19 protein-coding genes are annotated in these 21,363 nt (G+C 62.3%); 9 read left to right on the plus strand and 10 right to left on the minus strand.

Features of this window, described 5'->3' with window-relative positions; translation table 11 throughout:
• Positions 1-19 precede the first annotated feature (19 nt).
• The 3 genes from ATI14_RS18235 to ATI14_RS18245 are packed head-to-tail and all read right to left on the minus strand — an operon-like array spanning position 20 to position 4,557.
• Positions 20-1,417: an efflux transporter outer membrane subunit gene (locus ATI14_RS18235; RefSeq protein ID WP_016974142.1), complete on the minus strand. Its 1,398-nt coding sequence runs from the start codon at positions 1,415-1,417 to the stop codon at positions 20-22.
• A complete protein-coding gene (locus ATI14_RS18240; RefSeq protein ID WP_016974141.1) occupies positions 1,410-3,395 on the minus strand; it encodes a MacB family efflux pump subunit in 1,986 nt (661 codons plus the stop codon). The genes ATI14_RS18235 and ATI14_RS18240 overlap by 8 nt, the downstream gene beginning before the upstream one ends.
• Positions 3,385-4,557 carry an efflux RND transporter periplasmic adaptor subunit gene (locus ATI14_RS18245; protein ID WP_016974140.1) on the minus strand — a complete coding sequence of 391 codons (1,173 nt, stop codon included), beginning with the start codon at positions 4,555-4,557 and terminating at the stop codon, positions 3,385-3,387. Before ATI14_RS18245 ends, ATI14_RS18240 begins: the two co-directional genes overlap by 11 nt.
• Before the next feature lie 255 nt (positions 4,558-4,812).
• Between ATI14_RS18245 and ATI14_RS18250 the strand changes: the two genes are divergently transcribed.
• From ATI14_RS18250 to ATI14_RS18265, 4 genes are all read left to right on the plus strand, one after another.
• Positions 4,813-5,295 (plus strand): sigma-70 family RNA polymerase sigma factor, encoded by a 483-nt coding sequence (locus tag ATI14_RS18250; RefSeq protein WP_016974139.1) that lies wholly within the window; start codon positions 4,813-4,815, stop codon positions 5,293-5,295.
• A gap of 127 nt (positions 5,296-5,422) precedes the next feature.
• Positions 5,423-6,760, plus strand: a complete 1,338-nt coding sequence (locus ATI14_RS18255) for a lysine N(6)-hydroxylase/L-ornithine N(5)-oxygenase family protein (RefSeq protein ID WP_080520339.1) — start codon at positions 5,423-5,425, stop codon at positions 6,758-6,760.
• Between the two features lie 66 nt (positions 6,761-6,826).
• Positions 6,827-8,047 (plus strand): putative DNA modification/repair radical SAM protein, encoded by a 1,221-nt coding sequence (locus ATI14_RS18260; RefSeq protein ID WP_016974137.1) that lies wholly within the window; start codon positions 6,827-6,829, stop codon positions 8,045-8,047.
• The gene (locus ATI14_RS18265; RefSeq protein ID WP_016974136.1) at positions 8,044-8,925 is read left to right on the plus strand and encodes a TIGR03915 family putative DNA repair protein; all 882 of its coding nucleotides are present in this window, start codon (positions 8,044-8,046) and stop codon (positions 8,923-8,925) included. Before ATI14_RS18260 ends, ATI14_RS18265 begins: the two co-directional genes overlap by 4 nt.
• Before the next feature lie 66 nt (positions 8,926-8,991).
• Here ATI14_RS18265 and ATI14_RS18270 read toward each other — a convergent pair whose 3' ends face one another.
• Positions 8,992-9,489, minus strand: coding sequence for an Lrp/AsnC family transcriptional regulator (locus ATI14_RS18270; protein WP_026083202.1), 498 nt, complete (start codon positions 9,487-9,489; stop codon positions 8,992-8,994).
• Between the two features lie 205 nt (positions 9,490-9,694).
• Between ATI14_RS18270 and ATI14_RS18275 the strand changes: the two genes are divergently transcribed.
• A complete protein-coding gene (locus ATI14_RS18275) occupies positions 9,695-10,585 on the plus strand; it encodes a GNAT family acetyltransferase (RefSeq protein ID WP_016974134.1) in 891 nt (296 codons plus the stop codon).
• A 124-nt stretch (positions 10,586-10,709) separates the two neighbouring features.
• On the opposite strand, the gene ATI14_RS18280 is transcribed toward ATI14_RS18275, so the two are convergent.
• The 5 genes from ATI14_RS18280 to ATI14_RS18300 form a co-directional block, all read right to left on the minus strand.
• The gene (locus ATI14_RS18280) at positions 10,710-11,729 is read right to left on the minus strand and encodes a branched-chain amino acid aminotransferase (RefSeq protein ID WP_016974133.1); all 1,020 of its coding nucleotides are present in this window, start codon (positions 11,727-11,729) and stop codon (positions 10,710-10,712) included.
• Positions 11,730-11,954: 225 nt separating this feature from the next.
• Positions 11,955-13,331 carry a dihydrolipoyl dehydrogenase gene (gene lpdA / locus ATI14_RS18285; protein WP_016974132.1) on the minus strand — a complete coding sequence of 459 codons (1,377 nt, stop codon included), beginning with the start codon at positions 13,329-13,331 and terminating at the stop codon, positions 11,955-11,957.
• A gap of 3 nt (positions 13,332-13,334) precedes the next feature.
• Positions 13,335-14,606 (minus strand): dihydrolipoamide acetyltransferase family protein, encoded by a 1,272-nt coding sequence (locus ATI14_RS18290; protein ID WP_016974131.1) that lies wholly within the window; start codon positions 14,604-14,606, stop codon positions 13,335-13,337.
• Positions 14,607-15,665, minus strand: a complete 1,059-nt coding sequence (locus tag ATI14_RS18295; protein WP_016974130.1) for an alpha-ketoacid dehydrogenase subunit beta — start codon at positions 15,663-15,665, stop codon at positions 14,607-14,609.
• A 1-nt stretch (position 15,666) separates the two neighbouring features.
• On the minus strand, positions 15,667-16,902 hold the full coding sequence (locus ATI14_RS18300) for a 3-methyl-2-oxobutanoate dehydrogenase (2-methylpropanoyl-transferring) subunit alpha (protein WP_017256359.1): 1,236 nt from the start codon (positions 16,900-16,902) through the stop codon (positions 15,667-15,669).
• A gap of 195 nt (positions 16,903-17,097) precedes the next feature.
• On the opposite strand from ATI14_RS18300, the gene bkdR reads away from it, so the two are divergent.
• Positions 17,098-17,586 (plus strand): Bkd operon transcriptional regulator BkdR, encoded by a 489-nt coding sequence (gene bkdR, locus ATI14_RS18305; protein WP_080520409.1) that lies wholly within the window; start codon positions 17,098-17,100, stop codon positions 17,584-17,586.
• 251 nt (positions 17,587-17,837) lie between these two features.
• Here bkdR and ATI14_RS18310 read toward each other — a convergent pair whose 3' ends face one another.
• The gene (locus ATI14_RS18310) at positions 17,838-18,701 is read right to left on the minus strand and encodes an MBL fold metallo-hydrolase (RefSeq protein WP_016974128.1); all 864 of its coding nucleotides are present in this window, start codon (positions 18,699-18,701) and stop codon (positions 17,838-17,840) included.
• 94 nt (positions 18,702-18,795) lie between these two features.
• On the opposite strand from ATI14_RS18310, the gene ATI14_RS18315 reads away from it, so the two are divergent.
• The 3 genes from ATI14_RS18315 to ATI14_RS18325 are packed head-to-tail and all read left to right on the plus strand — an operon-like array spanning position 18,796 to position 21,232.
• The gene (locus tag ATI14_RS18315; RefSeq protein WP_016974127.1) at positions 18,796-19,131 is read left to right on the plus strand and encodes an ArsR/SmtB family transcription factor; all 336 of its coding nucleotides are present in this window, start codon (positions 18,796-18,798) and stop codon (positions 19,129-19,131) included.
• A 49-nt stretch (positions 19,132-19,180) separates the two neighbouring features.
• The gene (locus ATI14_RS18320) at positions 19,181-20,425 is read left to right on the plus strand and encodes an FAD/NAD(P)-binding oxidoreductase (protein WP_016974126.1); all 1,245 of its coding nucleotides are present in this window, start codon (positions 19,181-19,183) and stop codon (positions 20,423-20,425) included.
• The gene (locus ATI14_RS18325) at positions 20,426-21,232 is read left to right on the plus strand and encodes a sulfite exporter TauE/SafE family protein (RefSeq protein ID WP_016974125.1); all 807 of its coding nucleotides are present in this window, start codon (positions 20,426-20,428) and stop codon (positions 21,230-21,232) included. It abuts the gene before it with no gap.
• The last annotated feature ends 131 nt before the right edge of the window (positions 21,233-21,363 follow it).

A 21,363-nucleotide genomic window follows, 5' to 3' on the forward strand; every position in this document is an offset into this window, starting at 1 on the left:
AGGAAATGGAGTTTCGTGATCAGATATCTGCTTTCCAGCCGCCGCCCAACGCCTTGTACAGAGCAATGCTTGCTTGCAGCCGCGCAAGCCGCAGTTGTACGTCCAGGTCCTGGGCCGCGTAGAGCGTGCGTTGGGTTTCGAGCACGGTCAGCAAGTCTTCGGCCCCGGCCTGGTAGCGGCTTTCGGCGATTTGAAAGGCGGTCCGGGCTTGTTGCAGCTCCTCGGCTTGCCATTGGCGCTGCTCGTCCAGGCGCGTGATGCTGCTGAGGGATTTTTCCACGTCGGCAAAACCGTTGATGATTGCGCCACGATAGGTTTGCAGCAGTTCATCCTGGCGGGCGCGGGCCTGGTCGCGCTGGGCACTTAAGCGGCCGTTGTTGAAGATGGGCGCCACCAGACCGGATGTCAGGTTGTAAAAGGGGCTGTGCAGAACTTCGGCGGCCTTGTAGGAACCCGAGCCCAGCGTGGCACCCAGGGTGACGGTAGGCAGCATGGCCGCACGGGCCACCGTAACGTCGGCGCTCGCGGCCGCCAACTGGGCTTCGGCCCGGGCCAGGTCTGGGCGCCGGCTCAGCAATTGGCTGGGCACGCCGGGGCCAATGCCGGGCCAGGTCAACGCCTGGAAGGGTTCGCTGCCCAGGTCCAGCGCCTGTACGGGCTGGCCGAGCAAGGCGGCGAGGGTGATCAGGGATTCTTCGGCCAACTGCTGGATCAGCGGCAGCTGGCGTTGTTGGCTGGCGACCAGGCTTTTCTGTTGGGCCAGCTCCAGCGCGGTGGCGGAACCGGCGTCGTAGCGAGTCTGCACCAGGTTGAGCACATTGCGCGCGTTGGCCAGGTTCAGCTCGGCGATGTGCTGGCGTTGGCGGGCGGCGAGGGTTTGCGCGTAACGGTCGGCCACATTGCTGAGCAGGGTCAGTTCGACGGTGGCCTGGTCGAACTCGCTCGCACGCAGGGTTTGCAGGGCACTGTCGCGTGCGGCGGCGCGGCCGCCCCAGAAGTCCAACTCGTAGCTGGCGGTGAAGTTGGCGCCGAAGCTGTCCACCGTCTTGTTGCTTTCGGTGGCATCCAGGTCTGAGTTGCCGGTGCCGCGCAGCAGCTTTTCACGGCTGGCGGTGAGGTTGAATTTCACCTCGGGCAACAACGGCGCACCGGCAATCACGGCACTTGCCTGGGCCTGACGCACCCGTGCCATGGCAGCGGCCACATCAAAGCTGTCGCGGCGGGCCTGGTCGATCAGCCGGTTCAGTGACGGGCTGCCGAATTGTGTCCACCAGCGCTGGTTGACCACCTGGGCCGCGTCACGCTCGGTGTATTGCCACGCGGCAGGCGGCGCGATGCCACTGTCGCTGGCGGGCGGAGTGCCGGTGCAGGCATTGAGCAACAGGCACAGGCCAAGCAGGGAGGAATGTTTATTCACTGGTCAACGCCTTAACCGGATCGAGCCGGGCAGCTTTACGGGCCGGCATGAAGCCGAATACGACGCCGGTGACCAGCGCGCACCCAAACGCGCCGAACACCGCGATAAGGGAAAACTGCACCGCCACGTTGGCCAGCACCAGTACACCGCCCACCAGCAGGGCCAGGGCGATACCGCACAATCCGCCAACCACCGAGAGCATCACCGCTTCGGTGAGGAACTGGCGCAGGATGTCGCGCTGGCGTGCACCGGTGGCCATGCGGATGCCGATTTCGCGGGTGCGTTCGCGTACGGTCATCAACATGATGTTCATCACACCGATGCCGCCTACCAGCAGGGAAATTGCGGCAATCGAGCCGAGCATCAATGACAGGGTGTTCTGGGTGCGCGCTTCGGCCTGGATCATGGCGGCATTGTTGGTCAGCACGTAGTCACGCTTGCCGTTGTGCAGCTTGAGCATCAACTGGTCGATGGCCCGCTCGGCCTCGTGCACATTGCGTGCGTCGGCCGCGGCGATCGCCACGTATTCAGGGTTGTAACTGCCGAACAGGCGTACGCTCGCTGCGTTGTAGGGGATTGCCACCCGGTCGTCGCTGTCTTTGTCGCCCGAGCTGGCGCCTTTTTCCGCGAGCACACCGACCACCTGGAAGGGCACGTTTTCGATAAGGATGTATTGGCCGATCGGACTGGACAGGTGCTTGAACAGTTTTTCGCGGATCCGGTGACCGATGACGGCGACGGTGGCGCCCGCGCGCTCGTCGGCTTCGGTGAAATAGCTGCCTTCGACCACGGGCCAGTTGAAGATGGCCGGGAAGTTGGTGTCATTGCCGCCTACATACGCCATATGGTCGACATTGCCGAAACGCACGCCTGCTTCGGCACCGTTGACCGGCATGATGCGCTTGACCTGGGGCAAGGCGCCGAGGGCGGCCACATCGTTGAGGGTGATAATGCCCGGCGGCGTGCGTGGGTTGGGTGCCGTACCGCCCAGGTACAGGATGTTGGAACCGAACGCGCCCATTTGTGCCATGACCTGACGCTTGCTGCCTTCGCCCACCGCCAGCATCACCACCACCGACGCCACGCCGATGATGATGCCCAGCAAGGTCAACGCCGTACGGAAGCGGTTGATCCACATCACCCGCCACGCCGCTTGGACCGCGTCCACCAGCTCGGCTTTCCACGCGCCATTGTGCTCGGCGCCGTCGACCAGGCGCTGGCGCAGGTCCACGGCTTGCAAGGCGCCACTGTGGGCGGTTGCGGGGATGAAGGTTGCGTCTTGCGACGAATCACTGATGATCAGGCCATCGCGGATTTCGATGATGCGGTTCGCCCGCGCCGCGACCTCGCGGTCGTGGGTGATCAGGATCACCACGTGGCCCTGGCCTGCCAGCTCGTCCAGCAACGCCATGACTTCGGCGCCGCTGCTGCTGTCGAGGGCGCCGGTGGGTTCGTCGGCGAGGATGATATGGCCACCGTTCATCAATGCGCGGGCAATCGACACGCGTTGCTGTTGGCCGCCGGAAAGTTGATGCGGGCGGTTGCCGGTGCGCTCGCCCAGGCCCAGGCGAGTGAGCAGGGCCTTGGCGCGGGCGTGGCGCTCGGTTGCACTGATGCCGGCATAAATCGCCGGCATCTCGACGTTTTCCTGGGCCGAGCCCGAGGGAATCAGGTGGTAGCCCTGAAACACAAAGCCAAAGGCTTCACGGCGCAGCCAGGCCAGTGCGTCGCTGTCCAGGTGTGCGACATTTTCGCCGGCGAACAGGTAGTCGCCGACGGTGGGGCGGTCGAGGCAGCCGAGGATGTTCATCAGCGTGGATTTGCCCGAGCCGGACGCGCCGACAATCGCGACGAATTCCCCGGCGTGGATCGACAGGTCGATCCCGCGCAACACATCCACTTGAGGGCTGTCGCCACCGCCGTAGGACTTGCGGATGTTCTTGAGTTCGATCAGGGGCGTGGCCAACTCAACCCCCATTGCTGCTGGCCGGGCCGATCAGCAGATGATCGCCTTCATTCAAGCCGCCCAGCACTTCGACCCGCAGGCGATCACTGATGCCTGTGCGTACTTCGCGCTCTTCGATGGCGCCGTTCTTCGCGACGACACGGGCGATCGACGTGTCGCTGCCCGCGCCATTGGACAGTGCCGCGACCGGTGCGGTAAGGGCGTCCTTGACCTGGCTGGCGACGAAAAACACCTGAGTGGTCATCTCGGCCATCAGCGCCTGGTCGGCGTTGTCCACGTCCAGCAGCACCGTGTACAGCACCACGCGGCCGCTGCCGCTCTTGTTCGTGCTGTTCGGGCTGCCGCCACCCTGGGAGGTTTCATTCAGCGGCTTGGGCGGGATCGGTAAAATCTGGCGCACGGTGCTGGTCCAGCGGCGGCTGCCACCGCTCAAGGTGGTGAAGTAGGCGCTCATGCCCGGTTTGACGTGACCGATGTCGGCTTCGGAAACTTCCGCCCACACCGTCATTGGCGATAACTTGGCGATGCGCAGGATCAAGGGCGTCTGCTGTTGTGCATTGAGGGTCTGGCCGACCCGTGCGTCCACCGCGACCACGGTGCCGTCCATGGGGGCGAAAATGCGTGTGTAGCCCAGCTCGGCTTCGTCGCTGCGCAGGCTCGCGCGGGCCTGACGGATCTGCGCCTGGAACATGTCGACCCGCGCCTGGGTGGCGCTCAACTCGGCCTTTGCGGTTTGCACGTCCTCTTCGCGGGTGGCGTTGCCGGCAGCCAGACGCTGCTGGCGCTGGAATTTCTGGCGCGCCAGTTCGTGCTGGGCCTTTTGCTCCTGCAACTGGGCCTGGAGGTTTTCGATGGCATAGCGGCTGGCGTCGAGCTTGGCCTTTTGCGTGGACGGGTCGATCTCCACCAGCAATTGACCTTCCTTGACCTGATCGCCGGCCTCGACGTGGATTTTCTGGATCTGCCCGGACGCCTGCGCACCCACATCCACATAACGACGCGGTTGCAGGGTGCCCAGGGCGGTGACGCTGCTTTCTATATTGCCGCGCGTCACGGTGACGGTGGCCAGGGTGTCGCGACCCGAGGGCAACACTTGCCAGGCGGCGACGGCGAACACGGGAATCAGGCACGCCACCACAAGCAGGGCGCGTCGGGCGGGTCGAGGGCGTTTCATGCTTAGGTTCCAGCCAGGAAAGATCGGAGCGCAGTCGCGCAGAGCTGACAGTTAAACGAGGAAATTGCGTGGGGATTTAGGCCGTTACACAATCGGTAACAGGTGCGGAGAATAAAAAATCGGCGACAGCCACAAGAAATCTTTAAAAGTAGATGAGAATTATTATAAATTGCACACGTTCAAACTGCCATCATCGGTAGGCTGCCTTTTCAGCCATCAAGGATCGGATGCCGTCCACCCGGACGGTCGGGAGTCATGTTGGAAAACTACTATCGCGAGCTGGTGTGTTTCCTCAACGCCAGGCTGGGCAACCGTCAGGTGGCCGAGGATGTGGTGCATGACGCTTATGTGCGGGTGCTGGAGCGTTCCAGCGACACACCGATCGAACAGCCGCGCGCTTTTTTGTACCGCACCGCACTGAACCTGGTGATCGACGGCCATCGGCGCAATGCCTTGCGTCAGGTCGAACCCCTGGAAGTGCTGGACAGCGAAGGGCGCTTCGCCCATTGCTCGCCCCACACCAGCCACGACCAGGGGCTGCGCCTTGAAATGCTCGAGCGGGCCCTTGCCGAGCTGCCGACGGCGTGCCGCGACAGTTTCCTGCTGCGCAAACTCGATGGCCTGAGCCACCTGCAAATCGGTGAGCGTCTGGGCATTTCCCGCAGCGTGGTGGAAAAGCACATCGTCAACGCCATGAAGCATTGCCGGGTACGCATGCGCGAGTGGGACGCCCACTGACTGACACGCTGGCTAAATTTTATTTCATTGTCCTCGTTTCCTATCAACACATGACCTGTTGATCAGCCTTCAGGTCTCGAAGGTATTCCCGCCCCACCCCGACGGGGTTTATCCAGAGGACACTGGAATGACACAGGCAATTGCTTCGCCCGCGGTTCATGACTTGATCGGCATCGGTTTCGGCCCCTCGAACCTTGCACTGGCCATCGCGCTGCAGGAACGCGAGAAAACCCAGGGCAAACTGGACGCGCTGTTTCTCGACAAACAGGCCGATTACCGCTGGCACGGCAATACCCTGGTGACCCAGAGCGAGCTGCAGATCTCCTTTCTCAAGGACCTGGTCACCCTGCGCAACCCCACCAGCCCTTATTCCTTCGTCAATTACCTCAAAGCCCATGACCGCCTGGTGGACTTCATCAACCTGGGCACCTTCTACCCCTGCCGCATGGAGTACAACGACTACCTGCGCTGGGTGGCGGCGCAGTTCCAGGCCCAGGGCCGCTATGGCGAGGACGTGCTGGCCATCGAGCCGATCCTGCATCAACAGCAGGTCGAAGCGCTGCGCGTGATTTCCCGCGATGCTCAGGGCGAGCAGCATGTGCGCACCACCCGCTCGGTGGTGGTCAGTGCCGGCGGCACGCCGCGTGTGCCGGTCGCGTTCAAGGGGCTCAAGGATGACAGCCGCGTCTTTCATCACTCGCAATACCTGGCGCGCATGGCCCAACAGCCGTGTGTGCAAGGCAAGCCGATGCGCATTGCGATTATCGGCGGCGGCCAGAGTGCGGCCGAAGCCTTTATCGACCTGAATGACAGCTTCCCATCGGTGCAGGTCGACATGATCCTGCGCGGTTCGGCCTTGAAGCCGGCCGATGACAGCCCGTTCGTCAACGAAGTGTTTTCGCCGGCCTTCACCGACCTGGTGTTCCAGCAAGTCGGCGCCGAGCGCGAGCGCCTGGTGGCGGAGTACCAAAACACCAACTATTCGGTGGTGGACCTGGACCTGATCGAACGCATCTATGGCATTTTCTATCGCCAGAAAGTTTCCGGGATCGCCCGTCATGCCTTCCGCACCATGACCGTGGTCGAGAAGGCCGCCGCCGGCCCGCTGGGCATCGAACTGACCCTGCGCAACAACGCAAACGGCGACACCACCCTCGGCCATTACGACGCCGTGGTGCTGGCCACCGGCTACGAGCGCCAGATGCACCGCGAACTGCTGGCGCCGCTGGATGACTACCTGGGCGACTTCGAGGTCAGCCGCGATTACCGCATCGTCACCGATGAACGCTGCAAGGCCGGGATCTATATTCAGGGTTTCAGCCAGGCGAGCCATGGTTTGAGCGATACGTTGCTGTCGATCCTGCCGATTCGCGCCGATGAGATCGCCGCGTCGCTGTATGAGCATGACCGTCACCGTGGCAAGGGCCGTTCGGTGCAGGACCTGCTGCTGGCAACCGCGAGCTGACAGGCTGTACTTGTGACACGCAGTGGCTGCTGATACTGTACAAAAAACCAGTATCGGTAGCCCTCCATGCAGTTGATCGAAAAACTCAGCATCCTCGCCGACGCCGCCAAGTACGACGCCTCCTGTGCGAGCAGCGGCGCGCCCAAGCGCAGCTCCGAGGGCAAGGCCGGGCTGGGCTCGACCGACGGCATGGGCATCTGCCACAGCTACACGCCTGACGGGCGCTGCGTGTCGTTGCTCAAGGTGTTGCTCACCAACTTCTGTCTGTATGACTGCCAGTACTGCGTCAACCGCCGCTCCAGCGACGTGCCCCGTGCACGATTCAGCCCGGAAGAGGTGGTCACGCTGACCCTGGATTTCTACCGGCGCAATTGCGTCAGCGGGCTGTTTCTCAGCTCCGGCATCATTCGCTCGGCCGACTACACCATGGAACAGTTGGTGCGCGTCGCCAAGCTGCTGCGCGAAGAGCATGACTTTCGCGGCTATATCCACCTCAAGACCATTCCCGAAGCGGACCCGGCGCTCATTGCCGAGGCCGGACGTTATGCCGACCGGCTCAGCGTGAATATCGAATTGCCCACCGATGCCAGCCTGCAAACCCTGGCGCCGGAAAAGCAGATCGTGTCGATCAAGCAAGCCATGCAGACCATCTACACCGGCGAGCAGACCGTGCTCAACGAGCCACGCGCGCCGCGTTTCGCTCCGGCCGGGCAGAGCACGCAGATGATCGTCGGCGCCGACGAAACCGACGACAGCACCATCCTTCACGGTGCCGAGGCGCTGTATGGCAACTACAAGCTGCGCCGTGTGTATTACTCCGCGTTCAGCCCCATTCCCAACAGCCCGAAAAGCGTGCCGCTGGCCGCGCCACCGCTGATGCGTGAACACCGTTTGTACCAGGCGGACTTTCTGCTGCGCAGCTACGGTTTCAGGGCCAACGAGCTGTTCGAAGGACCGGGCGATCTGGCGCTGGATATTGACCCCAAGCTGGCCTGGGCCCTGGATAATCGCGAGGTGTTCCCTCTGGATTTGAATCGCGCCGAGCCGACCCTGATCGCGCGCATTCCCGGCATTGGCCTGCGCACCACCCAGCGTCTGGTGGACCTGCGCCGCGAGCGCAAAATCCGCTTCGAAGACCTGGCGCGCATGCGCTGCGTGCTGGCCAAGGCCAAACCGTTTTTCATCACCAGTGACTACCACCCGCAACAGGCCGACAGCACCAGCGTATTGCTCCGTGAGCAACTGCGCGACCGCCCCGCGCCCCAACAAATGGGGTTGTGGGGATGATCAGTCTTGAATGCGGCAACCTGTTCGGTACCTGGCGCGAACAGGCGCGCTGGCTGCTCAGTCATCAGGTCGACCCCAGCCAGGTGAGCTGGGGCGAGGCTGAAGTGGCTGACCTGTTTGCCACCGACGAGCCGATTCCTGAAGGGCTCGGCCCATTCCAGGCGCGTATCCCCAAGGCGCTGCTGGAGTTGCTGGAGTCCGCGGCCTGCTACCATGGCGACCAGCGCTGGAGCCTGTTGTATGAGGTGTTGTGGCGGGTCAGCCATGGCGACCGCACGGCGATGCTGGCCGGTGACAAGCTGGGCAGTGAACTGCAGCGGCGGATCAAACAGGTAAGCCGCGAAGCCCACCACCTGCATGCGTTTGTGCGGTTTATTGCGCTACCGGCTGGTGCCGGGCCGGAACTGCCCGAGTACGTGGCCTGGCATGAACCGGCTCACGATATTTTGAAATCGGCCAGCAGGCATTTTGTCGGGCGAATGGGGCGCCATCGCTGGATGATCGCCACACCGCTGGACGGGGTGTATTACGACGGCGAGCAATTGATCCACCAGCGCGAATGCCCCGAGGCGTGGCGGCAACTGGCGCAAAACGTGGAAGACCCCCACAGCGCCATGTGGCTGACCTATTACAGCCACATCTTCAACCCGGCGCGCTTGAACCCCAAGGTCATGGAAGGGCACTTGCCCAGCCGGTTCTGGAAAAACCTGCCGGAGGGCAAGTTGATACCCGGCTTGATCAGCGAAGCGCGCACGGGCAAGCAGAAGGATGGGCAGGCGAAACTGATTGGCGCCCGGCCCGGGAAGAAAATTGCTAACCCGGCCACAGTGGGAACTGGCTTGCCTGCGATGGCGGTCGGCCAATTGGATCAATGTTGACTGACACTCAGCTATCGCAGGCAAGCCAGCTCCCACAGGGTTATGCAGTGTTTGGAAGACCGGGTTTCAGATCAGTGCCGTGGCAGTATTCTTGACCACCGCCAACTCCGGATGCGCCACCAACTTGTCGATATGCAACTCGGCGTTGTTCAACCAGCTCTCCGTCAACACCCGATAATGTTCCATGTCCCGGCAGCGGACGCGCAGGCTGTAATCGAAAGGCCCGCTGATCAACTGGCATTCGAACACTTGAGGGCAGGCGTTTACGCACGCTTCGAAGGCTTTCTGCGCCGAGCGCCCGCTTTGATTGGATAAAGACACCAGCACCAGCAACGACAACCCCGGTGAGATCATCTGCACATTGATGATCGCGCCGTACCCGCGAATCACCCCGTGCCGCTCCAGTTTACGCACCCGTTCCAGGCACGGCCTGGGTGTCAGGTGCACCAGCGCGGAAAGCTTTTCGTAGGTGATACGCCCCTGATGGCGCAGCACGTCGATGATCGCCTCATCGATGCGGTCCAGTGCGGGGGCGGAATGAGGGCCGGGGGCCTTGGTGTCCATGGCGTTCACTTCAAACAGTTGAAAAAACGGCAAACGTTGCGCGCTTGCCTGACCGTCACATGGTACGGCCTTCCACCGTCAACGTCTGTATGCGGATGAGGCTTGGCTGCAATCACGGGGTTGACTGACAGACCGCTATCGCAGGCAAGCCGACTCCCACATTAGTATGGTGACGGTCCAAACCCCGAGCCAAGAAGGAGAGTGCATGTCTACCGCCGTTCGTCTCGCCCAAACCGCCGATGCCGAAGGAATCAGCCAGGTCATCCTGGCGGCGTTGCACAGCAGCAATGCGCGGGATTACCCGGCGGAAGTGATCGCCCGGGTGGCGAGCAATTTCACCCCGGACGCGGTGCTCGCATTGCTCAAGCGTCGCGTGGTACTGGTGGCGGTGCAGGATCAGGTGATTGTGGCCACTGCTGCGCTGGATGCCAATGTGGTGCGCTCGGTGTTCGTCAACCCGGCGCTGCAAGGGCAGGGGATTGGCCGGTTGCTGATGATTGAAATCGAACTGCGTGCCCGCGAGGCCGGGGTAACGGTGCTGAGCGTGCCGGCCTCGCTGACGGCCGAGCCCTTCTACACCAGGCTTGGATTCAACACGGTACGCGACGTTTACCACGGCAACGAGCGCACGCTGGTGATGGAGAAAGCCTTGCTGTCGCGTCACCCCATCGGCCCGTACCGCGACCGTCAGCATCGCGCGCAAGTGGTCGCGTTATGGCAGCAGGCGTTTGGTTATGACGCAGCACATAACCTGCCGACCCTGGCGATCGACAAGAAGCTTGCGGTCAACGACGGTTTGTTTTTTGTGGCGACGGATAAAAAAGCCGTGATCGGCACCATTCTCGCGGGTTACGACGGGCATCGCGGCTGGTTGTATTCGGTGGCGGTGCACCCCGACTATCGGCGCCATGGCCTGGGGTCTTCACTGGTGCGGCATGCCGAACAGGCGTTGATTGCGCTGGGCTGCATGAAGATCAACCTGCAGATCACCGGCGGCAATGATGCGGTGATGGGGTTCTATGAAGCGCTGGGGTATGGCGAGGAACCGAGGATCAGTATGGGCAAGAAGATTGCGCAGAACATCCCGAAATCCTGAACACACCACAAAAAAATGTGGGAGCTGGCTTGCCTGCGATAGCGGGGCAACAGTCAACTCGGTAGTGACTGATACACCGCCATCGCAGGCAAGCCAGCTCCCACATGGGTACGCCGTATCGCGATTAAACCTTGACGATCCAGCCTTCCGGCGCTTCAACGTCCCCGGTCTGCACACCGGTCAGCTCTTTGTAGAGCTGCTGGGTGATTGGGCCCACTTCGGTTTCGCTGTGGAACACGTGCAGTTTGCCGTTGTACTGGATGCCGCCGATCGGCGAGATCACGGCAGCGGTGCCGCAGGCGCCGGCTTCCTTGAACTGGTCCAGTTTGTCGATGAACACTTCGCCTTCGACCACTTTCAGGCCCAGTCGGGTCTGGGCCAGTTCGATCAGCGACAGGCGGGTGATGCCCGGCAGCACCGAAGGCGACTTCGGCGTGATGAACTGGTTGTCGTGGGTGATCCCGAAGAAGTTGGCCGAACCGACCTCTTCGATTTTCGAATGGGTCATCGGGTCCAGGTAGATCGCGTCGGCGAAACCGGATTTCTTGGCTTCCGAACCTGGCATCAGGCTGGCGGCGTAGTTGCCACCGACCTTGGCCGCACCGGTGCCCTGTGGCGCGGCGCGGTCGAAGGTGGAGATCTGGAAGTTGTGAGGCACCAGGCCGCCCTTGAAGTAAGCGCCGACCGGGATCGCGAACACCGAGAAGATGAACTCCGGCGCGGTGCGCACGCCGATGTTGTCACCGGTGCCGATCACGAACGGGCGCAGGTACAGCGCGCCGCCACTGCCGTACGGCGGGATGAAGCGCTCGTTGGCCGCGACCACTTTTTTGCAGGCGTCGATGAACACGTCGGTCGGCACATGTGGCATCAGCAGGCGCGCGCAGCTGCGTTGCATGCGGGCGGCGTTCTGGTCCGGGCGGAACAGGTTGATCGAGCCGTCCTTGCAGCGGTAGGCCTTGAGGCCTTCGAAGCACTGCTGGCCATAGTGCAGGGCAGTGGAGCCCTCGCTGATATGCAGCACGTTGTCGTCGGTCAGGGTGCCTTCTTGCCACTCGCCGTTTTTCCAGACCTGGAGAAACCGCTTGTCGGTCTTGATGTAGTCAAAACCCAGCTTGTCCCAATTGATGCTTTCGTTACCCATGACACCCTCTATCTCTGGTCAACCGCCTGGTCGAAGGCAGGCTTGTCGGTTTTTTTCTGGATGGGCGCAACAATACTTCATTCTTGGCCGGTGTGGGAGCGGGTGGGGCGGCCGTTCAGCATCTGTAGTGGCTGATCTACCGCTATCGCAGGCAAGCCAGCTCCCACATCTGGAATGCATTCTCCTGTGGGAGCCGGGCTTGCCCGCGATGGCCGCACCCCGGTTTTACAGGTGCAACGCGTGGCCCAATGCCCGTAACGCTGCTTCCAGCACCGCTTCGCCGAGCGTCGGGTGGGCATGAATGGTGCCCGCCACATCTTCCAGTCTTGACCCCATTTCCAGGCTCAAGCCAAAGGCCGTGGACAGCTCCGAAACCCCAACACCCACAGCCTGCCAGCCCACGATCAGGTGGTTATCACGCCGCGCCACCACCCGCACGAAGCCGGTTTTCGACTCCAGCGTCATCGCCCGGCCATTGGCCGCAAACGGGAAGCTGGCCACGACGCAGTCCAGCCCGGCAGCCTTCGCCTCGTCCGGCGTCTTGCCGACCACCACCACTTCCGGGTCGATAAAACACACCGCCGGAATTGCTGCCGGGTTGAATTCACGCGGTTCACCGGCGATCAGCTCGGCAACCATTTCACCCTGGGCCATGGCGCGGTGAGCCAGCATCGGCTCGCCGCTCAAGTCGCCGATGGCGTACACATTGCGCATGCTGGTCTGGCAACGGCTGTCGATTTTGATCGCCGAGCCATTCATTTCCAGGTTCAGCGCTTCGAGGTTCCAGCCCTGGGTATTGGGTTTGCGCCCCACGGCCACCAGCACTTGGTCGGTTTCCAGCGACAGCGTGTCGCCATTCGGATCGCGCACTTGCAACTGCTTGTCGGCAAACCCGGTAACGCTGTGTTTGAGGTACAGCTTCACACCCAGTTGCTTGAGGGATTCAGCCACCGGCGCTGTCAGCTCCGCATCGTAGGCCGGCAGGATTCGATCCTGCGCCTCGACCACACTCACTTCGGCCCCCAGCTTGCGGTAGGCAATGCCCAGTTCCAGGCCGATGTAGCCGCCACCCACCACAATCAAACGCTTGGGCACGCTTTTCGGCGCCAGGGCTTCGGTGGACGAGATAATCGGCCCGCCAATCGGCAGCATCGGCAGGTTGACGCTTTTCGAGCCGGTGGCCAGCAGCAGGTGCTCGCACTGGATACGCTGGTCGCCGACGTCGACGGTTTTGCCGTCCACCACCTTGGCCCAGCCGTGTATCACCTGAACCTTGTGTTTTTTCAGCAGCGCCGACACGCCCGTGGTCAGGCGATCAACGATGCCGTCTTTCCATTCCACACTTTTGCGAATGTCCAGCGTCGGCACATCCACTTCAATGCCCAGCTTGGAGCCCTGACTGTGGTGCACGGTCTGCTGGAATTGCTCGGCGACGTGAATCAAGGCTTTGGACGGAATGCAGCCGATGTTCAGGCAGGTGCCGCCCAGTGCCTGACCTTCCACCAGAATGGTCGGAATGCCCAACTGGCCGGCACGAATCGCCGCCACATACCCGCCAGGGCCGCCGCCGATGATCAGCAGTTTGGTGTTCAAGGTTTGCATGGCTTACTCCAGAAACAGGCTGGCGGGTTGTTCGAGCAGGCCGCGAATGGCCTGGATGAATTGCGCCGCGTCCATGCCATCCACCACGCGATGATCGAAGGAGCTGGAGAGGTTCATCATCTTGCGCACCACAATCTGGCCCTTGATCACCATCGGCCGTTCGACAATGCGGTTGACACCGACGATGGCCACTTCCGGCAGGTTCAGCACCGGCGTGCTGACGATACCGCCCAGAGCACCGAGGCTGGTCAGCGTGATGGTCGACCCCGACAGCTCATCGCGGCTGGCCTTGCCATTGCGCGCGGCGCTGGCCAACCGCGCGATTTCCTCGGCATTGCCCCACAGGCTGCGGGCTTCGGCGTGACGCACCACCGGCACCATCAGGCCGACGTCGCTTTGCGTGGCGACGCCCACATGCACCGCGCCGAGGCGGGTGATGACCTGGGCTTCGTCGTCATAACGCGCGTTGATCTGTGGAAAATCTCGCAGGGCCACCACCATCGCGCGCACGATAAAGGGCAGCAGGGTCAGTTTGCCGCGTGTGGCGCCGTGCTTCTCGTTGAGGTGCACGCGCAGCTCGTCGAGGGCGGTGACGTCGATTTCTTCCACGTAGCTGAAATGCGCGGCGCGCCGGGTGGCGTCCTGCATGCGCTGGGCGATCTTGCGGCGCATGCCGATCACCGGGATCTGTTCTTCGGTGTTGCGTTCTGCGTAAGGATTGGCGGCGGTCGATGACTTCGCCGCGCCTTGTTGCAGGTAGGCGTCGAGGTCTTCGTGCAGGATACGCCCGGCGGGGCCGGTGCCCTGTACCAGGCGCAATTGAATCCCGGCATCCAGTGCGTGTTTGCGTACGGCAGGGGAGGCCAGTGGGCGTTCATCGGCTGCACGCGCCACAGGCGCCTGGGCTGCGATAACCGGCGCCGGTTTGTTTTCAACCGCCACCGGTGCAGGCTTGGCTTCGACCACCGGTGCGGCCTTCGGCGCTTCCTTCACCGCTTCCTTCACGGCGGGGGCTTCCTTCGCATTGCCCGCGCCTTCCACTTCAATGCTGATCAAAATACTGCCCACGGCCATCACTTCACCCGGCTCGCCGCCGAGGGAAATCACCTTGCCGTGCACCGGCGAGGGAATGTCCACCATCGCCTTGTCGGTCATCACGTCCGCCAGCACCTGGTCTTCAACCACCAGGTCACCGACCTTCACATGCCACACCGACAGCTCAACTTCCGCGATGCCTTCGCCAATGTCCGGCATCTTGATAACGTGCGTGCCCATTCAGACCTCCATGACCCGTTTCAACGCCGCGCCCACTCGGGACGGCCCTGGGAAATACGCCCACTCTTGCGCATGCGGGTAGGGGGTGTCCCAGCCGGTGACGCGTTCGATCGGCGCTTCCAGGTGATGGAAGCAGTGCTCTTGCACCAGTGATACCAACTCGGCACCAAAACCGCAGGTACGCGTGGCTTCATGCACCACCACGCAACGGCCGGTTTTCTTCACGGATTTGACGATGGTTTCCAGGTCCAGGGGCCACAGGCTGCGCAGGTCGATGACTTCGGCGTCGATGCCGGTTTCTTCAGCGGCCACTTGCGACACATACACGGTGGTGCCGTAGGTCAGCACGGTGACGGCCGAGCCCGGACGCACGATGGCGGCCACGTCCAGCGGCACGGTGTAATAACCGTCCGGCACCTGGGCTTGCGGGTGTTTCGACCACGGGGTTACCGGGCGGTCGTGGTGGCCGTCGAACGGGCCGTTGTACAGGCGCTTGGGCTCCAGGAAGATCACCGGGTCATCGTTTTCGATGGAGGCGATCAGCAGGCCCTTGGCGTCGTAGGGGTTGGACGGCATCACCGTGCGCAGGCCGCAGACCTGGGTGAACACCGCTTCGATACTCTGGCTGTGGGTTTGGCCACCGTAGATGCCGCCGCCGCAGGGCATGCGCATGGTCAGTGGCGCGGTGAACTGGCCGGCCGAGCGATAACGCAGGCGCGCCGCTTCGGAGATGATCTGGTCGGTGGCCGGGTACACGTAGTCGGCGAACTGAATCTCGGCGACCGGGCGCAGGCCGTAGGCGCCCATGCCCACGGCGACACCGACAATGCCGCTTTCGGAGATCGGCGCGTCAAACACCCGCGAGCTGCCGTATTTGTTCTGCAAACCTTCGGTGCAACGGAACACGCCGCCGAAGTAACCCACGTCCTGGCCGAACACCACCACGTTGTCGTCACGTTCGAGCATCACATCCATGGCCGAGCGCAGCGCCTGGATCATGGTCATGGTGGTTGTGGTCATCGCGGTTTCCACTTCAATGCTGTTGTTGTGATCGTTCATGTCAGATCCCCAACTCCTGACGCTGGCGCTTCAAGTGCTCCGGCATCTCTTTATAGACGTCTTCGAACATGGTCGCGGCGCTTGGAATCTGGCCGCCGGCGAGGGTGCCGTAGGTTTCAGCTTCTTTTTGCGCCTTGACCACTTCAGCTTCAAGTTCGGCACTGACCGCCGCGTGTTCTTCTTCGGACCACTGGCCAATCTGGATCAAATGCTGCTTGAGACGGGCAATCGGGTCGCCCAGGGGGAAGTGGCTCCAGTCGTCGGCGGGGCGGTACTTGGACGGATCATCGGAGGTGGAATGCGGACCGGCGCGGTAGGTGACCCACTCGATCAGCGTCGGGCCCAGGTTGCGGCGCGCACGCTCGGCAGCCCAGGCGGAGGCGGCATACACCGCGATAAAGTCGTTGCCGTCCACGCGCAGGGAAGCGATGCCGCAACCCACGCCGCGTCCGGCGAAGGTGGTGGCTTCACCGCCGGCGATGGCCTGGAAGGTGGAGATGGCCCACTGGTTGTTGACCACGTTGAGGATCACCGGCGCGCGGTACACGTGGGCGAAGGTCAGGGCGGTGTGGAAGTCGGATTCAGCGGTAGCGCCGTCGCCGATCCAGGCTGAGGCAATTTTGGTATCGCCCTTGATCGCCGAAGCCATGCCCCAGCCCACGCCTTGTACGAATTGGGTGGCGAGGTTGCCGGAAATGGTGAAGAAGCCGGCGTCCTTGACCGAGTACATGATCGGCAGCTGGCGGCCCTTGAGCGGGTCGCGCTCGTTGGACAGCAGTTGGCAGATCAGGTCCACCAGCGGCACGTCGCGGGCCATCAGGATGCTTTGCTGGCGGTAGGTGGGGAAGCACATGTCGTCGATGTTCAAGGCCAGGGCCTGGGCGCTGCCGATGGCTTCTTCGCCAAGGCTTTGCATGTAGAACGACATTTTTTTCTGGCGCTGGGCGACCACCATGCGGTTGTCGAAGATGCGCGTCTTGAGCATGGCACGCATGCCGCGGCGCAGGATGTCGACCGAGACACCTTCAGCCCACGGGCCGAGGGCCTGGCCCTTGTCGTCGAGCACGCGAATCAGGCCCTTGGCCAGGTCGGCGGTGTCGGCGGGTTCTACGTCGATGGCGGGTTTGCGCACCGTACCCGCGTCAGTCAGGCGCAGGTAGGTAAAGTCGGTTTTGCAGCCTGGGCGGCCCGAAGGTTCGGGAACGTGCAGGCGCAGTGGTTCGTACTGCTGGGTCATGGCTTTCTACGCTCTATCTTGTGAATTTCTTGTAGTGGGCGCGCTAGCTGACAGTCAGCCTCCGGGTAGGAGAAATCTTGTCCTACAACAATCATAGGCGGGGCGTAGAAGAATATTTATCTGTGTTTCATTGCGCTGCCGATCATTTGCGGATAAAAAAACTGCATAAACATAATAAACAGGTGATTTTGTCTCATGCGCAAACTGGACCGTACCGATATCGGCATTCTCAACGCCTTGCAGGAGAACGCCCGCATCACCAACTCCGACCTGGCCCGTTCGGTGAACCTGTCGCCCACGCCGTGTTTCAACCGGGTGAAGGCGATGGAGGAATTGGGGCTGATTCGCGACCAGGTCACGCTGCTCGACGCCGATTTGCTGGGACTGCACGTCAATGTGTTCATCCACGTAAGCCTGGAAAAACAGAACGAGCTGGCGCTGCAACAGTTTGAGGGGGCGATTGCCGATCGGCCGGAAGTGATGGAGTGCTACCTGATGGCGGGTGACCCGGATTACCTGATCCGGGTGCTGGTGCCGACGATTCAGTCGCTGGAGCGTTTCATGATGGACTTTTTGACCAAGGTGCCGGGGGTGGCGAACATTCGGTCGAGCTTTGCGCTTAAGCAAGTGCGCTACAAAACCGCACTGCCATTGCCCGCAAACGGCATCAACCTCGGTTCCTGAATCCACTCGATTCAAATGTGGGAGCCGGCTTGCCTGCGATACCGGTGGGTCAGCTGGCACATTTGCTACTGATGTGCCGCCATCGCAGGCAAGCCAGCTCCCACATTCGACCGCATTTCAAAGGATGGACGCGGTCGCCTGTGGGAGCTGTCGAGCTTTAGCGAGGCTGCGATGGCGGTGGGTCAGGCGATATTTCTTTTGGCAATGCCGCCGCCATCGCAGGCAAGCCAGCTCCCACAGGGTTTTGTGTTTCAGAGCTGGTTGAGGGGGATCTTCAGGTAAGTCACCCCATTCTCTTCCGCCGGTGGCATGTTCCCCGCCCGCACATTCACCTGGATCGCTGGCAGCAGCAATGTCGGCATGCCCAGGCCCGCATCCCGGTTGGTGCGCATCTCGACGAACGCCGTTTCATCCACGCCGTCATGCACATGAATATTCCCCGCGCGCTGTTCGGCGACGGTGGTCAGGCATTTGGCCTCGCGGCCTTCGGGTGGGTAGTCGTGGCACACGTACAGTTCGGTTTCGAGCGGGAAGGCCAGCAACTTGCGCATCGAGGCATACAACTGCCGTGCATCGCCGCCGGGGAAATCGCAGCGGGCGGTGCCTACGTCGGGCATGAACAGGGTGTCGCCCACCAGAATCAAACGGCCGTCGATCAGGTAGGCCATGTCGGCCGGGGTGTGGCCGGGCACGTGCAGCGCTTGTGCCTTGAGGTTTCCGATGTGGAAGACTTCATCCGGTGCGAACAGGTGGTCGAACTGCGAGCCGTCCACGCGAAACTCCGGCTCCAGGTTGAACAGGTTTTTGAAGACGTCCTGCACCTTGCTGATGGACTGGCCGATGGCGATCTTGCCGCCCAACGCCCGGCGCAAGTAGGGCGCGGCCGACAGGTGGTCGGCGTGGGCATGGGTTTCCAGCAGCCATTGCACCTGCAGGCTGTGCTCGCGCACGAAGGCGATCACCTTGTCGGCCTGCCGTGTGTCGGTACGCCCCGAGGCCGGGTCGTAGTTGAGCACCGAGTCGACGATGGCACAGAGGCCGCCATCGGCTTCATAAACGACGTAGGTGTAGGTCGAAGAGGCGTCGTCCAGAAAGGCTTGAATCAGCGCTGGCATGGCGGTTGTCCCGGATGAAGAAAAAAGTGGTTACAATCAGTTTACATTTACACATAATGTTTTGAGCTTAAGTGAAGCAAAGGACCCGAGGCAAATGGAATCTACTCTGAGTGAAGGCGAAGTCGCCCAGTTGCGCGCGTCGGCGTCCAAGGCCTGCTCGCTGCTCAAGGCGCTGGCCAATGAAGACCGTTTGTTGATCCTCTGCCAGTTGACCCAGGGCGAGCGCAACGTCGGCGAGCTCGAAGCGTTGACCGGCGTACGCCAGCCTACGCTGTCGCAACAATTGGGCATCCTGCGTGACGAAGGGTTGGTCGCCACCCGTCGGGAAGGCAAATACATTTTCTACGGGCTGGCCAGCCACGAAGTGATTCAAGTGATGAAAACCCTGTCCGGGCTGTACTGCGGCGCGGTGATGAAAAGCTGGGCGTGACGCCATCCGGCAGCGACCCTTGTGTGCACCATAAGAAAGGCGACTGACCATGAATGACCAACACGGTGGCCCAACCATCAGTGGCGATATCGTAGTCATCGGCGGCGGCTCGGCGGGCATTGGCCTGCTGGCCAGCCTGCTCAAGCGCGACCCCCACCTCAACATCATCCTCATCGAACCGAGTGAGTTCCACTGCTACCAGCCGGCCTGGACGCTGGTAGGCGGCGGCGCCTACGACGTAAAGAAGACCCGTCGCCCGCTGGCCGACGTGCTGCCCCATGGCGTCACCTGGGTGCAAGCCGCTGTTACCGAGTTGTTGCCCGACGAGCACACCCTGGTGCTCGACAGCGGCCAGCGCGTGAGCTGGACAAACCTCATCGTGTGCCCCGGCCTGCGCCTGGCCTGGGAGAAAATCGAAGGGCTGCAAGACACCCTTGGCCAGAACGGCGTCACCTCCAATTACAGCTACCAGCACGCCGCCTACACCTGGCAACTGGTGCAGCAACTCAAGGGCGGCAAGGCGATTTTTACCCAGCCGGCCATGCCGATCAAATGCGCGGGCGCGCCGCAAAAAGCCCTGTACCTGTCCTGTGATCACTGGCTCAAACAGGGCGTTCTGAACACCATCAACGTGGAGTTCAACCTGGCGGGCGCTGCACTGTTCGGCGTGCCGACCTTTGTGCCGCCCTTGATGAAGTACATCGAAAAGTACAACGCGCACCTGGCCTTCAATTCCAACCTGATCAAGGTTGATGGCCCGGCACGCCAGGCCTGGTTCGAAGTGAAGGACGCCGACGGTAACGTCACTGTCGAAGAAAAGACCTTCGACCTGCTGCACGTGGTCCCGCCGCAAGTTTCCCCGGATTTCATCCGCCAAAGCCCGCTGGCCGACGCCGCTGGTTGGTGCGAGGTGAACCCGCAGAGCCTGCAACATCTGCGTTACCCGCACATCTTTGGGCTGGGCGATGTGTGCGGCACCACCAACGCGAAAACCGCTGCGGCGGTGCGCAAGCAAATCGTGGTGGTGGCCGAAAACCTGCTGGCCCTGCGCAAACAGGCGCCGTTGCCGCTCAAGTACGATGGCTATGGTTCCTGCCCGCTGACGGTAGAGAAGGGCAAGGTGGTGCTGGCCGAGTTCGGTTATGGCGGCAAGCTGCTGCCGACCTTTCCGCTGGACCCGACCCGGGCGCGCCGTTCAATGTGGTTCCTAAAGGCGACGCTGCTGCCGTGGTTCTACTGGAACGGCATGCTCAAGGGCCGCGAGTGGCTGACCCGCTTGAGCAAGGTGGATTGAATGCTGCTGGCGAGTATGTTGGGGGTGTTGATGGGCCTGGTCATGGGCCTGACGGGCGCGGGCGGCGGCATCCTCGGGGTGCCGGCGCTGGTGTTGGGGCTGGGGTTGAGCATGACCCAGGCCGCGCCGGTGTCATTGCTCGCAGTGGGGGCGGCGGCAGCGGTGGGGGCCATCGACGGCTTGCGCCATGGGCTGGTGCGCTACCGCGCCGCGCTGTTGATCGCGCTGCTCGGCGCGTTGTTCTCGCCGCTGGGGGTGTATTTCGCCCACCAGTTGCCGGAGAAACTGCTGATGGGCCTGTTCAGCGCGCTGATGGTGCTGGTGGCCTGGCGCATGTTGCAGCGTGAAAAGGTCGAAGCCGGGCCGAGTGACCACGGCGCCGCCTCCTGGGGCCAGAAGAACTGCATGCTCAACCAGCAGACCGGGCGCCTGGCGTGGACCGCCAAATGCAGCGCCACCCTGGCGGCGCTCGGTGCGGTGACCGGCGCGGTGTCGGGCCTGCTCGGCGTGGGCGGCGGCTTTTTGATCGTGCCGGCGTTCAAGCAGCTCACCGATGTGCAGATGCGCGGCATCGTCGCCACCTCGTTGATGGTGATCAGCCTGATTTCGTTGATCGGCGTGGCGGGCGCTATGCAGGCGGGCGTCAGCATCCAGCCGATGGGCTGGGTGTTCATTGGCGCGAGTATCGTCGGCATGCTGGTTGGCCGCCGGCTGTGTTCGATGGTCAAGGCGCGCACCCTGCAAGTGGGCTTTGCCAGCCTGTGTGTGGTGGTCGCCGCTGGCATGTTGCTAAAGGCTGCGCTCTGATCCTGACTTGAAATACAGTTCAAATGTGGGAGCTAGCTTGCCTGCGATAACGGTGTAACTGACCCACCGCCATCGCAGGCAAGCCAGCTCCCACCTTTTTGACCGCGAGCGCCTTGGGCTTGGCAATATGA

It is taken from the genome of Pseudomonas tolaasii NCPPB 2192 (assembly GCF_002813445.1).
In the GTDB taxonomy this organism is placed as follows: Bacteria; Pseudomonadota; Gammaproteobacteria; order Pseudomonadales; family Pseudomonadaceae; genus Aquipseudomonas; species Aquipseudomonas tolaasii.